Origin of the sequence: Pseudomonas sp. R3.Fl (assembly GCF_023516765.1) — a bacterium.
Lineage (GTDB): Bacteria > Pseudomonadota > Gammaproteobacteria > Pseudomonadales > Pseudomonadaceae > Pseudomonas > Pseudomonas citronellolis.
The window spans coordinates 190,155-206,702 of sequence record NZ_JAMGSO010000001.1; the positions used below are offsets into that span (position 1 = coordinate 190,155).

Annotated in this window: 7 protein-coding genes; 1 reads left to right on the forward strand and 6 read right to left on the reverse strand. The window is 73.7% G+C overall.

Annotated features, from left to right (window positions below; all coding sequences use genetic code 11):
- Positions 1-5: 5 nt before the first annotated feature.
- From M8R19_RS00705 to M8R19_RS00730, 6 genes are read right to left on the reverse strand one after another with little or no spacing between them, the layout of a single operon-like run.
- Positions 6-1,121: a saccharopine dehydrogenase NADP-binding domain-containing protein gene (locus tag M8R19_RS00705; RefSeq protein WP_249916718.1), complete on the reverse strand. Its 1,116-nt coding sequence runs from the start codon at positions 1,119-1,121 to the stop codon at positions 6-8.
- Positions 1,118-6,535, reverse strand: coding sequence for a non-ribosomal peptide synthetase (locus M8R19_RS00710; RefSeq protein WP_249916719.1), 5,418 nt, complete (start codon positions 6,533-6,535; stop codon positions 1,118-1,120). Before M8R19_RS00710 ends, M8R19_RS00705 begins: the two co-directional genes overlap by 4 nt.
- Complete coding sequence (locus M8R19_RS00715) at positions 6,532-10,023, reverse strand: non-ribosomal peptide synthetase (RefSeq protein ID WP_249916720.1); 3,492 nt, start codon at positions 10,021-10,023, stop codon at positions 6,532-6,534. Before M8R19_RS00715 ends, M8R19_RS00710 begins: the two co-directional genes overlap by 4 nt.
- A complete protein-coding gene (locus tag M8R19_RS00720; RefSeq protein WP_249916721.1) occupies positions 10,013-11,773 on the reverse strand; it encodes an ABC transporter ATP-binding protein in 1,761 nt (586 codons plus the stop codon). Before M8R19_RS00720 ends, M8R19_RS00715 begins: the two co-directional genes overlap by 11 nt.
- Positions 11,770-13,500, reverse strand: coding sequence for an ABC transporter ATP-binding protein (locus M8R19_RS00725; protein WP_249916722.1), 1,731 nt, complete (start codon positions 13,498-13,500; stop codon positions 11,770-11,772). The genes M8R19_RS00720 and M8R19_RS00725 overlap by 4 nt, the downstream gene beginning before the upstream one ends.
- On the reverse strand, positions 13,493-15,136 hold the full coding sequence (locus M8R19_RS00730; protein WP_249916723.1) for a (2,3-dihydroxybenzoyl)adenylate synthase: 1,644 nt from the start codon (positions 15,134-15,136) through the stop codon (positions 13,493-13,495). The genes M8R19_RS00725 and M8R19_RS00730 overlap by 8 nt, the downstream gene beginning before the upstream one ends.
- Before the next feature lie 385 nt (positions 15,137-15,521).
- Between M8R19_RS00730 and M8R19_RS00735 the strand changes: the two genes are divergently transcribed.
- Positions 15,522-16,427: a helix-turn-helix domain-containing protein gene (locus M8R19_RS00735; protein ID WP_082936770.1), complete on the forward strand. Its 906-nt coding sequence runs from the start codon at positions 15,522-15,524 to the stop codon at positions 16,425-16,427.
- Positions 16,428-16,548 lie beyond the last annotated feature (121 nt).

Here is a 16,548-nt window from a genome sequence, read left to right on the forward strand (position 1 = left end):
CCCTCTCACAATGCGCCCTCCACTGCCTGGCCGCGCTCCGCGGCGGCCTCGCCCAGGCCCAGGCGCAGCTCGGGCAGCCAGGCCTGCAAGCGCTCCAGGCAGCTACTTGGCGGCAATACCTCGGCGGCGAAATGCAACCCGGGCGGCAATCGATCCAGGCACTCCACGGCGAAGGCCGCCATGGCCGCCGTCAGGCGCGAGCCGTCGCCAGCGCGCAACCAGGCGCTGCGCTGCACCTCGCGCCCGCCGCTGCAGCCGCTCAGCTCCACGGCCAGCAACTGGTAGGGCGTGCGCCCGGCGGCGTCCAGGCGGCTGGCGGCGACCAGTTCGGCAACCCTCCCGGCCCTGTCGCTTTCCGCCGCTCCGCGCCCCTGGATGCGCCGCAGGCAGGCCAGCAACTGGCCGTCCTCGAACAGATTGAAGGCACTGCCGCGGGCCACGCCCAGCGAGGCGAACAGCCGCTGCCCCTCCGCGCCCAGGTAGGCCGTGGCCAGCAAGTCGCGGTTGCCGCTCCATGGGCGCCGCAACGCCTCGACGGGCGCACCGCTCCAGGCCACTGCGCGCCCGTCGCACCAGGCCTGGCGGGCCCGCCCGAAACCGTAGGCCGGGTCGAGGCTGAGCAGGAAGTCCTCGGCGGCGCTGGCGGAAAGCGCCCCCAATCCGCCGGCGTAGCAGCGCATCTCGTCGATGCGTTGCAGGCCGGCGGCCAGGTAGCGCGGCAGCAGCCCGGACAGCCCCGGCAACATGCCGGCCGAGAGCAGCGCGCGACGGCCCGCGGGCACCTGGCCTTCGAGGCGCTGCCAGAGCAGGTCGTCGCCGCCGACGTCCAGGTAGTCGGCGCCTGCCGCCAGGGCCGCCCGCGCCACGCGGTCGAGCACCCGGTAGCTGGGGCCGGCGCAGTTGACCACCAGGCGGCAGCCGGCGACGAAACCGCGCAGCGCGCCTTCGTCGTTCAGGTCGAGGGGCTGCGCCTGCACGGTCCCTGGTTCCCCGGCCAGGCGCTGCAATGCCTGCGGGTCGCGCCCGCCGATGCGCAGCCGGTGGCCCGGCCGCAACAGCCGGACGACCTCGCGACCAACGCTGCCGCTGGCGCCCAGCAGGCCTATGGGTGCGTCATTCATGCCGGTGTCTCCTGCCGTTGGCCGCAGGCCCGCGCCACCGCCTGGACGTGGGGCGCCTGCATGCAGCTGAAGTGGTCGCCGGGCACGTCGACCACCTGCAGGCGGCCCAGGCACAGCTCGCGCCAGTAGGCGCTCATGTCGCGATGCATGCCCGGCAACACCTGGACCTCGCCGGTCTGGCGCACGAACAGCATGTCGCCGTCGTAGGGCGTGGCCTGGTGCAACGCCACCGCCGCCAGGCTGTGGCGCAACACGCGCAGCTGCTCGCCGAGCCAGTCCAGGTCGCTGAGTTGCGAGCCGGCATGGCGCATGGCCAGGGCGATGGCCTGCAGGCGCTGCCCGGGCGAGCGCGCCGCCAGCCGGCGCATGGCCGCCAGGGCGTCGCGGGTCTGCGGGCGCTCCTCCAGTTCCTGCCATACGCCCCGCGTCACCCGCCCCGGGGTGCGCTGCAGGGCCTCGGCGATGGCCTGCTCCAGGCCGGCTTCGTCCAGCGGGTAGCCCAAGGCGCGTGGGTCGGCCTGCATCACCCGGGCGAACACGTATTCAGCCAGCAGGTCGTCCTCGATCAGGAACGGCACGCGGTAGCTGCTGATCACCGTCAGCGCCTCGACCGCCACGCCCCGCGCCTTCAGGCAGCTCGCCAGCTCGCTGGCCAGCAGGCCGCCCAGGCAGTAGCCGACGATGCTCAGGCTACGCAGCCCGGCGGCTTGCAGGGTGTCGGCATAGCTTTCGGCCAGTCGGCGGATGGCCTGCTCGGGCTCCAGCGCCAGGTAGCCGGCCACGTCGGCCAGCACCAGCCCGTCGGCGCCGCCTTCCAGGGCGCCGAACAGCGCGCGGTAGGGCGCCAGGGTGCCGCTGCCGTCGTGGACGAAGATGCGCTTGTGGCCTGCCGCCTGTTCGCGGATCGAGACCAGCGGCGAACCCGGCCGCAGCTCGTCGCGGGCGCGGACGAAATCGGCCAGCGCGGCCACCGTCGGCTGGTTGATCAACTGGCGCAGCAACTGGTCCCACTGCACGCTGCGCAATGCCGGCAGCCGTTCGCGCAGGCGGCCGACCACCTGGGCCACCAGCAGCGAGTCGCCGCCCAGTTCGAAGAAACCCTGCTCGCGGCCTACCGCCGGCACCCGCAGGGTTTCCTGCCAGACCTCGGCGATGGCGCGCTCCAGCTCGTCCCGCGGCGGTTCACCGCTGGCGGCGGACTGCTCGGCGCCGCGGGTGCGCAGCGAGGCCAGGGCCTGGCGGTCGACCTTGCCGTTGGCGGTCAGCGGCAGTTCGTCGAGCACCAGCAGCTCCGCCGGCAGCATGTACTGCGGCAGGCGCAGGGCCAGGTGCTCGCGCAGCGCCGCCGGCTCCAGGCGCTGGCGGTCGGCCTTGAAGCGGGCGATGAACAGGTGCTGGCCGATGCAGGACATGGCCTCCCCGGCCTCCGGCAGGCAGAGCGGCGCTTCGGCCCCGGCCTCGGCCAGCAGGGCCTGCCATTGCTCGCGGCGCAGAAAGGTGGTGTCCAGCTCGCGGCGCAGGTCCTCGAACTCGGTGAGGCCTTCCTTGAACTCCATCGACGCCATGATCTGGTAGGTGTCGCGGGTGGCCTCGATGAACACCAGCCAGCCGCCCGGCGCCAGCATGCGCCGCAGGCGCGCCAGCACCCGGCCGGCATCGCGGGCGTTGTGCAGCACGTTGGCGCAGAGGATCACGTCCAGCGAGTTGTCGGCGATGCCCTGGCGCCAGGGCTCCTGGTTGAGGTCGAACAGGCCGTAGCGCACCCAGGGATAGTCGGCGAAGCGTTCGCGGGCCTCGTTGAGGAAATACTGCGAGAGGTCGGTGAACTGGTAGTCCACCGGCAGCCCCGCCAGCGCCGGGATCAGGTCGCAGCTGGTGCCGCCGACGCCGGCGCCTATCTCCAGCAGGCGCAGCGGCCGTTCGGCGTCGAAGTCGGCGGCGATGCGGCGCAGCGCGGCGCACACCGCGCGGTTCAGGTACTGGCTGATGAGGTTGCGCCGGTAGGCGCCGTCGGCCACCTCGGTGCGCCCTTCGGGGAACAGCAGGTGCAGCGGGTCCAGCCGGTCGCTCATCAGCTCGGGCAGGCGCTCCTGGCTCTCGCGCAGGTAGCGCAGCACCTCGGTCCCCCAGCCTACCTTCGGCTCCAGCTCGTCGATGCGGGCCCAGGCCTGGCGCAACGCGTCCTCGCGGACCTGCAGGCGGCAGTAGCCGCCACGGGCCTCGTCGAAGGCCAGCAGGCCCTCCTCCACCAGGGCGCGCAGCCAGCGGCGGATCAGCCGGCGGTTGCGCGGCGCCACCTCGCAGGCCTGGCAGATGTCGTCCAGGGAGTGCCCGCGGCCGTCGTCGTCGAACAGCCCCGGCCGCTTCAACGCGGCGGCCATGGCCAGCAGCGCGGCGCGCTCGACCTGCTCCGACATCTCGCGGATATGCCCTGGGTCCAGCCCGGCGCCGACGCCCTGCCCGGCCGCCCGCGCCTGCCCGGCCAGGTCCCCGGGCCAGGCCGCCGGAGTCGTTGCGGGCGCGGCGCAGAGGAAGGCCACCAGGCGCCGCTCCAGGGCCTCCTCGCCCTGGGCCACCACCACCGCGGACTGCACGCCCGGGTAGTCGAGCAAGGCGCTCTCGACCTCGGCCAGTTCTATGCGGTGGCCGCGCACCTTCACCTGGAAGTCCTCGCGGCCGAGGAACTCGATGCTGCCATCCGCCAGGTAGCGCCCCAGGTCGCCGGTGCGGTACAGGCGCTCGCCGCTGACGGGGTGGCGGATGAAACGCTCCGCGGTCTTCTGCGCATCGCCCAGGTAGCCCAGGGCCAGGCCCTCGCCGGCGATGTAGAGTTCGCCGGCCACGCCGTCCGGGCGGTCGCGCAGGCGCTCGTCGAGCACATGGAAGCGCTGGTTGGCCAGCGGCCGGCCGTAGGGAACGCTGCGCCAGTGCGGCGGCACCTCGTCCAGTGGCTGGATGATCGACCAGATCGCCGCCTCGGTGGCGCCGCCCAGGCCCACCAGGCGCAGGCGCGGCAGCGACGCGGCGCTCTCCGCCGCCAGGTTGAGCGGAATCCAGTCGCCGGAGAGCAGCGCCAGGCGCAGGCGCTGCGGCGCCGCACCGGGCTCCGAGCGCAGGTAGTGCAGGAGCATCTGCAGTTGCGCCGGCACCGAGTTCCACAGGGTCACGCCCTGCTCGCGGGCGCAGGCCGCCCAGTGGGAGGGATCGCCGCGCCGTTGCGCGTCGGGCAGCACCAGGGTGGCGCCGGCGGCCAGCGCGCCGAAGATGTCGTAGACCGACAGGTCGAAGCCCAGGCTGGCCAGGCCCAGGATGCGGTCGTCGGCGTCGACCTGGAAGCGCTCGTTGATGTCCGCCAGGGTGTTCAATGCCGCCTGGTGGCTGATCATCACGCCCTTGGGGACGCCAGTGGAGCCGGAGGTGTAGATGACGTACGCCAGCTCCCCCGGCTGCGCGGGCGAGGCCGGCAGCGGCGCGCCGGCATAAGGCTGCAGGCGGTCCACGGCGAGCGCCTGGACGATCCGCGCCGGCCAGGCCAGGCGGCCCTCCAGCGCCGAATGGGTGGCCACCCGCCACACCCCGGCATTCTCCAGGATCAGCTCGCGGCGCGCCTCGGGCTGGCTGGTGTCCAGCGGCAGGTAGGCGGCGCCGGCCCGCAGGATGCCGAGCACGGCGATGATCTGCTCGATGCCCTTGTCCATGCACACCGCGACGCGCTCGCCGCGCTGGCAGCCGGCGTCGAGCAAGGTGGCGGCGACGGCCTCGGCGCGCGCGGCCAGTTCGGCGAAGTCCAGGCTCCGCCCGCCCTGCACCAGGGCCGGGTGCCGGGGCGCCAGGCGCGCCCGGGCGAACACCGGCTCGTGCAGCAGGCCCTCGGGCAGCGGCGCATCGGTCTGGTTGGCCAGTTCGCGCGCCAGGCGCTGGGTGGCGGGCAGCTCCAGGCAGTCGTCCAGCGCCCAGGCCGAGGGTTCGCGCGCCAGGCGCAGCAGCAGCGCGCAGAAGGCATCGAACATGGCGCGCAGCACGGGCTCGGCGAAGGCGCCTTCGCGGTAGTCCCAGTTCAGCCACAGGCCGCCGTCGCGCTCGGAGACCTGGCAGTCGATCAGCACCTGGGGCGTCTGGCTGATGCCATGGACCAGCTCGGCGCCGGGCATGAACGGGCCGCGGCCGGCCTCGCCGCCGGCGCCCAGCGTGCTGGTGAAGGCGTAGGGCAGCAGCGCGGCGTCGCGCCCCCGGCGGCGCGCCAGCTCGCGCAGCACCTCGATGCCGGAGAACAAGCGGTGGTCCATGTCCTCCCACAGGCGCGCCTGCAGTTGCGCGGCGCGCTCGGCGAAGCTGCCGGCCTGGCGGGTGTCCACCTGCAGCACCTCCACCGAGCTGAAGTCGCCCACCAGGCGCTCCACCTGGGGATGCAGCGCCAGGCGATTGAGCAACGTCAGGCTCAGGCAGAAGTCGCCGCGCCGGCTCCAGCGCCCCAGGGTTTCCGCATAGGCGGCGAGCACCGCGGCGGAGACGCCGATGCCGGCGCCGGCGGCGTTGAGGCCGAGGGCGCGGTAGTCGCGCTCGTCCACCTGCAAAGCCAGGCGGCGGAAGCGCGCCCCCGGCTGCGCGTCGGCCAGGGGCAGCTCGGGCGCGCCGGGCAGGCCGTCGATGCGGGCCAGCCAGTAGTCGCGGTCGCGGCCGTAGCGCGGCCCTTCGCGCAGGCGGCGCTCGGCCAGGACGTAGTCGCGGAAGCTGATCCGCGCCGGCTCCGCCAGGGTGCCGCCGTGGTACAGCTGGTGCAGTTCGCCGAGCAGCATGCGCACGCTCTGGTAGTCGCACACCAGCAGGTCCACCGACAGGTGCAGGAAGTCGCCGGCAGCGCCGTGGCTGACGCACAGCTCCACCAGCGGCCAGCAGTCCGGGCCGGCGCGGCGCAGCTCCATGCGTTCGCGCAGTTCGGCCAGGCGGCGCCCTTCGGCATCCAGCCTGTGCTCCGCCAGCCGGTAGCAAGGCACCTCGGCCAGGATGCGCTGGTGGCCCTCGGCGCTGACCACGGCGCGGAGCATGGGATGGCGTTCGATCAGTTGGTTCCAGGCCCGTTCCAGGCGCGCGACCTCGAGGCCGGGGAAGGCGAACTCCAGGTAGCCGTGGCAGGCGACGCCGCCGTGGGCGAAGGCCGTGCTGCGGCCGAGCAGGTAGGCGGCCTGCACGTCGGTCAGCGGGAAGGGCTCGCCCTGCTCCGCCGGATCGCCCTGCAAGGCCTGCTCGCGTTCCGCCGCCAGGGCGCGCAGCAATTCGTCGCGGGCCTGGCGCAGGCGCTGCAGCAGCGCCTCGTCCAGGGCCCCGGCCGGGGCCCGGTAACGCAGCAGGCCGTGCTCTTCCCATAGCTCGACGCCCAGCATGTCGAGCTCGTTGCGCAATGCGTGGATATTCATAGTGCCCCTTCCTCCAGTGGGTTGGCGCCCGCCCGCCGCTGCGCCTGCCGGGCCGCCACCAGGGCGGCCTGGGCGGCGACGCTGGCGGCGCCGAAAAAGTCCTTGAGTGTCAGTTCCACGCCGAAGCCACTGACCAGGCGCTCGATCAGGCGGGTGGCCAGCAGGCTGTTGCCGCCCAGGGCGAAGAAGCCCTGGTGGCGGCCCACCCGCGGCACCTCCAGCAGCGCCTGCCAGTGCCGGGCGACCGCGCTTTCCAGTTCGCCCTGCGGCTCCTCGTCCGGCGCCAGGGCGCTGCCCTGGAGCTGCTCCTGCAGCAGCCAGGCCAGGGCCTTGCGGTCCACCTTGCCGTTGCCGCTCAGGGGCAGCCGGGGCAAGGCGAGCATGCGTTCGGGCAGCATGTGGGGCGGCAGCCAGTCAGCGGCCCAGCCACGCAGCTGTTCTTCCGCGGGCGTCTCGCGGCCGCCGGCCGGCACCACCGCGGCGACCAGGCTGGCCCGGGCGCCGGGCAGCACCAACGCAACGGCGCGCGCCAGCGCCGGGTGGCGTTCGAGCACCGCCTCGACTTCGGCGAGTTCCACCCGGTGGCCGCGCAGCTTCACCTGCTGGTCCAGGCGGCCGAGGAATTCCAGGGTGCCGTCGGGCCAGTAGCGGCCCAGGTCGCCGGTGCGGTACCAGCGTTCGCCGCCCTGTTCGACGAAGCGCTGGCGGGTCAGCGCCGCTTGCCCGCGATAGCCCAGGGCGACGCCGGCGCCGCCGATCCACAGCTCGCCGGGGACCCAGTCCGGGCAGTCCCGGCCAAGGCCGTCGACCACCCGGTAGCGCTGGTTTTCCAGCGGCCGCCCGTAGGGGATCGAACGCCACTGCGGCGGCACCTCCGCGACTTCCTGGGCATTCGACCAGATCGCCGCCTCGGTGGCCCCGCCCAGGGCCACGAAGCGGCAGCCGGGGGCGACCTGGCGCAGACGCGGCGGCAGGTCCAGGCCGATCCAGTCGCCGGAGACCAGGGCCAGGCGCAGGCCGCCCAGGCCGAGGCCGCCGCGGTTGCGCAGCAGCAGCATGTCGAGCAGCGCCGGCACCGAATTCCACAGGGTGACGCCGTGCCGGCGCAGCAGCTGCAGCCAGTGCGTCGGTTCCTTGCGCAGGGCCTCGGCCGGCAGGACCAGGGTGCCGCCGACGCCGAGCACGGCGAAAAGGTCGAATACCGAGAGGTCGAAATCCAGCGCCGAAACTCCGAGCAGGCGGTCGCTGGCCGCCAACCGGTAGCGCCGGCGCAGCGCATCCAGGGTGTTCTGCGCGGCGCCGTGGCTCACTTCGACGCCCTTGGGCTCGCCGCTGCTGCCGGAGGTGAAGATCACATAGGCGACAGCCGAGGGTTCCACCGGCAAGGGCTTGGCCAGGGGCTCGTAGGCCTGGCTGGCGGCCAGCTCGCGCACTACCGTGCCGGCTGGCCAGGCGTCCTCCCCGGCCCGCTCGGCGTCGGTCAGCACCAGGCGCACGCCGGCCTGGCGCAGGATGGCCGCGCGCCGCGCCGGCGGCTGTTCGATCCCCACCGGGACGTAGCACGCGCCGGCGGCAAGCGCGCCCAGCACGGCAATCACCTGGGCCGCCCCCTTGGGCAGCGTGATGGCCACGCCGTCGCCGGCCGCCACGCCCCATTCGCGCAGCGCCGCGGCCAGGCGCAGGGCGGCCTCGGCCAGTTCGGCGTAGCTGTACTGGCGTTCCTGCTCGTCGTGGGCCACCAGGGCCAGGTTATGGGGGTTGTTCCGCGCCTGGGCGAAGAAGCCCTGGTGCAGCACGCCGGGCTCCAGGTCCGCGCGGGTGTCGTTGACCTGGTAGCGCACCTGCGCTTGCGCCGCCGGCAGTTCCAGCGACACGGGTTGGCCCCAGTCCTGCTCGGCCAAACCTTCGAGCAGGCGCTCATAGGCGGCGAACATGGCTTCCAGCAGGCCGTCGGGAAACAGTCCCTCGACCGCATCCCAGTTCAGCAACAGGCCCTCCTCCAGCGGGTAGGTCTGGTGGTCGAGCCAGACCTGGGGCGTCTGCGACAGCGCCCAGCCGGGACGGCCAAGGGTTTCGCGGCAACGCGCGTCCACCAGCGGCTCGCCGAGGTTGCAGGCGAACACCACGGGGGCGCCCAGGCCTTCGCCGTCCTGGCGCTGGGCCAGCTCGCGCAGCACCTCCATGCCCGACCAGGCCGCGTGGCCCAGGTCCCGGTGCAGTTGCGCCTGCAGGGCGGCGGCCTGCCCGGCGAAGCTGCCCGCGCGGGAAAGGTCCACCTCCAGCAGCACCAGGTTGGAGAAGTCCGCGACCATGTGCGCCACGCCGCTGTCCAGCGGCTGGCGGTCGAACAACGGCAGGTTGAGGAGGAAACGCTGGCTGGCGCTCCAGCGCGCCAGGACCTGGGCGTAGGCGCAGGCCAGCATGCTGGCCAGTGTCAGGCCGTGCGCCCGGGCACGGGCTTCCAGGCGCGCCAGGCGCGGCTTCCGCAGCAGGAACTGGAGGCGGCGGAAGCGCGGCCGGCCCAGTGACTCGGGGGCCTGGGCCAGGGGCAGTTGCGGCGGGCCGGGCAGCGTGTCCAGGCGCGCACGCCAGTATTCGCGCGCACTGGCCAGCTGCGGCCGGCGCAGCTCGCGCTGGGCCGCCAGGTAGGCCGGGAAGTCCATGCCCAGCATCGGCAGCGTCTCGCCCTCGCCCCGGTAGAAGGCTGCCAGGTCGCGCAGCAGGATGGCGAAGCTGAGCACGTCGGCGACCAGCAGGTCCAGGTTCAGGTGCAGCCGGCTGCGGCCATCGGGCAGCAGGCTCAGTTGCAGGTCGAAGACCTGCCCGCTGGCGACGTCCAGGCAGCGGTGCGCCAGCGCTTCGCGCAGTTGCGCCAGGCGCGCTTCGCGCTCGGCCCGCTCGAGGCGGCGCAGGTCATGCACGCGCAGGCCGGCCCAGGCCGGTTCGCCGCGGATGCGCTGGCGCCCGTCGGCGAGGAACTGCGCACGCAGCATGGCGTGCCGCTGGCACAGCGCGCGTACCGCGGCTTCCAGGCGCGGCGGGTCGAGCTCGCCGGCGTCCAGTTCCTGGTACAGCTGGCAGGCCACCCCGCCAAGGCTGCGCTGCTCGTCGCGGCCCAGCCAGTAGGCCTGCTGCAGGGCTGTCAGTTCGAACCCCTCGCCCGTCTCGGGCACAACCGGCGACGGCCCGGCCACCTCGCCGGCGCGCTCGGCGAACAGGCGCAGCCAGGCCTGCAGGGTCGGCCGCTCCATCAGTTCGGCAACGCCGACGCGCACGCCGTGGCGGGCCAGCAGCGTGGGCAGGCGCATGAGGTTGATGGAGTCCAGGCCCTGTTCGATCAGCGACAGTTCGGCGTCGATGTCGGCGGCGTCGCAGCCCAGGGCCGGCGCGAGCCAGTCGCGCAGGCTGTGTGGATCGGTGCCGGCGAGGCAATCGCCGGGGCGCGCCCGGGGTGAATGAGCGCATGCCAGTGCTGGGTCATCGTTCATGGTGGGCAATCCTTGCGGAAGCGGGGTGGATGGGGCCGCGCAGGCGCCAGCGGTTGACCGCTTCGCGCTCGTGGAACAGCTCTCGGTAACGGCCCGGCAGGGCCAGAAGCTGACGGTGGGTGCCGCGCTGCACCAGGCGGCCCTGGTCGAGCACGAGGATCTGCGCGGCGTGTTCGGCGAGGCTCGGCCGATGGGTGGCCAGCAGCAGCGTGTGGCGGCCGGCGAGGCCGAGCAGCAGGCGGTTGATGCGCGCCTCGCTGGCCGGGTCCAGGGCCGCGGTGGGTTCGTCCAGCAGCAGCACGGGGGCGCCCTTGAGCAGCAGGCGGGCCAGGGCCAGGCGCTGCCGCTCGCCGCCGGACAGGCCGGCCCCGGCCTCGCCCAGGGGGCCATGCCAGCCCTCGGCCAGGCGTGCCGCGAGGCTTTCCAGGCCACAGGCGCGGGCCGTCGCCAGCAGGGTCGCATCGCTGGCCGCGGGGTCGCCCAGGCGCAGGTTGTCCAGCAGGCTGCCGGGCAGGACCCCGCAGTCCTGCGGCAGCAACGCCAGGTAGCGATCGCGTTCGGCGGCGGCCACCTCGCGCAGGTCGACGCCGCCCAGCAGCACCCTGCCCGCATCCGGGTCGGCGCAACGCGCCAGCAGGCGCAGCAGGCTCGACTTGCCAGCCCCGGAGGCGCCCACCAGCAGGTTGAGCGAGCCGGGCGCCAGGTCGAGTTCGATGCCGTCCAGCACCCGCCGTTCCTGGCGCACCAGGCCCAGGCCGTGGGCCTGCAGACGCGGGTCGGCGGGCAGCCGCGGCCGGGCGGGCTCGGGCAACGGCGGCACCTGCAGCACCTGGCGCAACTGGCGCAGGCCGTGGCGCGTCTGGCGCAAGGTGGCGCCCAGGTTCACCAGCGTGCCCATGGGCTCCACCAGGCAGGTCGCCAGCAGCCCCAGGGCGAGGAACTCGGTGGCCGCCAGCTGCCCGCCGAGCACCGCGTGCAGCCCGCCCAGCAACAAAAACGTGTACAGCGCCTGCAACGCGCCGGCCAGGCCCAGCGCGGCCGGGAAGGTGCGCCAATGGGCGCGGCGCTGGGCGCGGCGCTGTTCCTCCAGGGCCTGTTCGAGCAGGGCGAAGCCGGCCTCGGTGCGCCCGCTGACGCGCAGCAACGCCTGCTGGCGAACGAACTCCAGGACCCGCGCCGCCGCCTCGGTGCCCGCCCGCTCGCCACCCTCCTCGGCCTCGCCGCCCCAGCGCACGCCCCAGCGGTAGAACAGCCACAGCGGCAGCGCCGCGGCCAATCCTGCCAGGGCCAGGCGCGGCATCTGCAAGGCCAGCACGCCGAGCAGCGCGAGCGGCGTCAGCACCGCGTTGAGCAGCGGCTGCAACAGGTGCGCCGGGACGCTCATCACCTGCAGGACGTTGTAGGTGACCAGGCGGTTGAGCTCGGCGGCGCGGCGCTCGACGAACCACTCCAGGGGCAGCCGCGCCAGGTGCTGCCCGAGGCGCCGGTTCAGCCCGCGGGCGGCTTCGGCGCCGGCGCGGTAGCCGAGCAACTGGGCGTGCCGGCGCAGCCACAGGCAGAGCATGGCCAGCCCGGCGAAGGCCGGCGGCCAGTGCCACGCCGGCGCGTCGCCGAACAGCTCGCCGAAGGCCAGCGGCAGCAAGCCCAGGGCCAGCCCCTGGGCGCCAGCCGCGGCGGCCATGGCCAGCACCGCCAGGCGCAGGCGCCGGGCCTGGGCCGGCTGCAGGCAGCGCAGCAGTTCGACGATCATGCGCCGCCCCCCTGCTCCGCCGCCCACAGCCGGGCGTAGGTCCCGCCCTGCTGCAGCAGCGCCTCGTGGCGCCCCCGCTCAAGCACCCGGCCGCCACCGAGCACGACGATCTGCTCGGCGTCGCGCAGGCTGGCCAGGCGGTGCGCGATCACCAGCAGCGTGCGGCCGGCCGCCAGCACCGACAGGGCCTGCTGGATGGCCGCCTCGGATTCCGGGTCGGCCGCGGCGGTGGCTTCGTCCAGCACCAGGATAGGGGCATCGGCCAGCAGCGCGCGGGCGATGGCCAGGCGCTGCCGCTCGCCGCCGGACAACGCCTGGCTGCCGTCCAGCACGGTGGCGTAGCCCTGGGGCAATTGTTCGATGCGCGCGTCGATCTGCGCGGCCCGCGCCGCGGCCCTGACCTCGTCGAGGGTGGCCTCGGGCCGCGCCAGGCGCAGGTTGTCCAGCACGCTGGCGCGCAGCAGGCGGACTTCCTGGAAAACGAAGGCGACCTGCCGGTACAGGGTGGCGGCGTCCATCTCGCGCAGGTCCACGCCGCCGATGCGGATGGCACCGCCGCTGACGTCGGCGAAGCGCGGCAGCAGGCTGGCCAGCGTCGACTTGCCGGCGCCGGACTCGCCCACCAGGGCGGTCAGCGTGCCCGGCGCCAGCACCAGGTCGATGCCGTCCAGGGCCAGGCTGCCGTCGGCGCGCCTCAGGCTCACCGCATCGAAGCGCACTTCGCTGCCCTGGGGCTGGCGCGGCCGCGCCGGTTGCGGCAAGGGCGCGGTGGCCAGCAATTCGCCAATGCGCCGCGCGGCCTCGCGGCCCTGGACGATGGCGTCGCCGCCGTGCCCCAGCGCCGCCACGGGCGCGGCCAGCGCCGGGCCGAGCAAGGCGAAGGGCAGCAGCTGCACCGGTTGCAGTTCGCCGGCCAGCACCAGGCCGCTGCCGGCCAGCAGCACCAGGGCGATCATCAGCAGTGGCGAGAGCAGTACCTCGACGCTGGCGCCCAGCCCGGCCCAGCGTCCGACCCAGGCGGAGAAGAAGCGGGCGAAGTCTTCCACGGCGGCGAAGAAGGCGCCCTGCACCTGCCCGGAACGGCCGAAGGACTTGACCATGGCGATGCCCTGGACGAAGCCCAGGGTCGCCTGGGACAGGCCGCCGATGGCGGCCCCCAGGGCCTGGCGGTCGGCACGGTAGGCGGCCGAGCGCAGCGCGGCGAGGCGCCACAGCGCCAGCAGCGGCGGCAGCAACACCACCAGGGTCATGCGCCAGTCCTTCAGCGCCAGGTAGGCCAGGCAGGCAGCCGGCGCCACCAGCGCCGCGGCCAGGTTGTTGGGCAGGTGCGCCACCAGGTGATGCAGGGCGCCGACGTCGTCCACCAGCACCCGGTTCAGCCGCGCCAGGTTGCGCCCGGCGTACCAGCCCAGGGGCAGGCGCCCGAGATGGGCGGCCAGGCGGCGGCGCAGGTGCAGCTGCAGGTCGCTGTCGGCCAGGTGGGTCATGTGCAGCGCGCAGCTCAGGCCCAGCAGGCGCAGCAGCAGCGCGGCGGCGCCGGCCAGGGCCAGGAGCGGCGCCCGGCCGTCATCGAGGTGCCCGGCGAGCAGCGCCGGCGCCAGTTCGGCCAGGGCCACGAAGGGCAGGATGCCGGCCAGCGCCGACACGGCCTGCAACGCCACCGCCAGCAGCAGGCGGCCGCGCACGGGGCGCAGCAGCGCCGCCAGGGAGAAGCCCGCCTCAGCCACGCGCGCTCGCCTCCTGCGGGGTGAAGTACTGCCGCTGGAGGGTCTCGCGCAGGTGCCGGCGGCTGACCTTGCCGACGCCGGTCTGCGGGAAGGCCTCGAGGAACTCGAAGCGGTCCGGCAGCTTGAACGCCGCCAGCCCGCAGCCGCGCAGGTAGGCCTTGAGTTCAGCGGCGGCGGCCGCCGAGCGGCGGATCACGAAGGCGCAGCTGCGTTCGCCGAGGAAACCGTCGGGCATCGCCACCAGCGCCGCGTCCAGCACCGCGGGGTGCGCCAGCAGCAGGTTCTCCACCTCCTCCGCGGCGATCTTCTCGCCACCGCGGTTGATCAGGTCCTTGTCGCGCCCTTCCACCACCAGGTAGCCGTCGGCGGTCAGCGCCACGCGGTCGCCGGAGCGGTAGAAGCCGTCGGCCGTGAAGCACTCGGCGTCCTGCCCGGGGTTCCGGTAGTAGCCGCGGATGGTGTAGGGCCCGCGGGTCAGCAGCAGGCCCACCTGCCCGGGCGGCAGGTCGTTGCCCTGCTCGTCCACCACCCGCACCTCGTCCGCCGGCGACAACGGCCGGCCCTGGGTGCGCAGCAGGTGCTCGGCGTCGTCGTCCGGGCGGGTGTAGCAGATCAGCCCTTCGGCCATGCCGAACACCTGCTGCAGGCGGCAGCCCAGGGTCGGCCCGACGCGCCGCGCCGCCGCCTCGCTCAGCCGCGCGCCGCCCACCTGCAGCAGCAGGCCGGGCAGGCCGCGCCCGCGAAGCTCGGCGGCCTCCATCCACACCAGGGCCAGCGGCGGCACCAGGGCGGTATGGCTCACGCCCTCGGCTTCGACCAGCGGGAAGCAGCATTCCGGCGTCGGCTGCGCGGCGGTCACCACCCGCCCGCCGCTGTACAGGGTGCCCATGAACCCCGGGCAGCACATGGGGAAGTTGTGCGCCATGGGCAGCGCCGCCAGGTAGGTGCTGTCCGGCCCCAGGCCGCACAGCTCGGCGCTGGCGCGCAGGTTGTAGAGGTATTCCCGGTGCCGCCGCGGAATCAGCTTGGGCACGCAGGTGGAGCCGCCGGACAGCTGGAAGCAGGCCACCGCCTCCGGCGCCGGCTCGGGCAACGCCAGGGGCTCGGCGCGATAGAGGTCGGCCAGGGCGACGAACTCCTGCGCCTCGCCGGCCACCAGCACGTGGCGCAGCTGCGGCTGCTCCGCCTGCAGCCGCCGGGCCAGCGCGCGGAAGTCGAAGTCAGCGGCGCGGTCGGCGCAGATGTAGGCGCGGGCCCCGGCGAAGCGGCAGAAGCTGGAAAGCTCCAGCTCGCGGTGCGCCGGCAGGGCGAAGATCGGCCGCGCGCCAAGGCGGTACAGGGCGAAGCAGGCCTCGACGAAGGCGATGCCGTTGGGCAATTGCAGCAGCACGTTGTCCCCGGCGCGCAGGCCCAGGCCGTGCAGGCCGGCGGCCAGGCGGTCGACCCGCGCGTCCAGCTCGCGGTAGCTCAGGCGCCGCTCCCCTTCCACCAGCGCTTCGCGTTCGGCGAAACGCCGGGCGGCCTCGCGCAGCAGGCCGGAGAAGGTCTCCTCGCGCCAGTAGCCGGCATCCCGGTAGCGCTGGACATAGGCCTCGGGCCAATCGGGGCAGTCGATGCGGTCGTCGCGGGTGGTCATCTTGCTTCCTCGCTGGTTGCGGGCATGAGCGGGCCTGCGGCCTTGCGGGGAAGGCCGTACAGGGCGTCTGCGGGGTATGGGTGGCGGCAAGGCGTGCCGCTTCGGTGCGCCGGGCGCACCCGGGCAATGCTGCGGGGAGGTCCCTCTCCGATTGTTGCGAGTGATTATCAATATCCCGGCGATCCGCCAGCGGCAAGGACCGCCGCCTTCGATCCCGCGCCTTTTTCTTTGGATCGTGGAACCCGCGCCCACCGCCACGGCGCGCGCAGGGCCCGCGGGCCGGGACATGACGGCCTGGCCCGGCACAAACAATAATAATTCTCATTCATGGATCGACTTCGCCGTGCTAGCCTGGGGCCTCCATCCGCCAGGCAAGGAGAGAAGGATGTCCAGCAGCAAGGCCATGCAGCGCAGCGTGCCCAGCGACTTCACCCTGAGCGTGCCCGGCTGCGGCGCCACTCCGGCGGGCGAGGCCGCGGCGGACATCACCCTGTCCGCCGGCACCGTGGTGGTCCAGACCCAGGGCTGGATGCAGGAGCCGCTATGGAAGGGCCTGAAGCTGATCCTGGTGCTCAGCGGCCGCCTCGACTGCCGCGTCGAGGGCCTGCCCCCGGTGGAGATCCGCGGCCCCACCCTGTGCGCGGTGGCCAACCAGGGCGAGTTCTGCGGCGACCACCTGTTCGCCAGCGGCGTGCCGGTGCGCTACACCACGGTGCAGCTGGATTTCCCGGCGATCCGCAGTGTCGGCCTGGAGCCCGAGCGGCTGTTCCGCCAGCGCCACGACGGCGGGCCGGTGCTGTTCTGCCGCCCCGCCTCGCGCTCGCTGCTGGCCCTGGCCCGGCAGATCGCCACCTGCCCGCTGCACGGCCCTTCCCGCGCCTTCTACCTCGGCGGCAAGGCGCTGGAGATGACCGCCCTGGGCCTGGAGGACCTGCTCGCCGACCAGCCCCCGGGCAGCGCCGCCGAGGCACGCCTGAACTCCGCCGACCTGGAGCGGGTGCAGGCTGCCCGCGAGCTGCTGTGCCGCGACCTGCAGCATTCGCCGCCGCTGGCCACGCTGGCGCGCCAGGTGGGGCTGAACGCGCGCAAGCTCACCGAAGGCTTCCGCCAGCTGTTCGGCAGCAGCGTCTATGCCTACCTGCAGGAGGTCCGCCTGAGCGAGGCCTACCGCCTGCTGGCCAGCGGCGAGAGCAACGTCTCCAGCGCCGCCTACCGCGTCGGCTACAGCCCGGCGCACTTCTCCATCGCTTTCCGCAAGCGCTTCGGGGTGTCGCCCCGGGAGCTGCGCTGAGCCCGTGGCGGAGCGCAGGTTCCGCGGTTTTTCCCGATCGAAAGAAATGGTCGCGCAATCCAATGTTTTCCCCCGGCGCCATGAATGCTTGTTGAGATAAGTTCGCATTCGCATTTTTGAA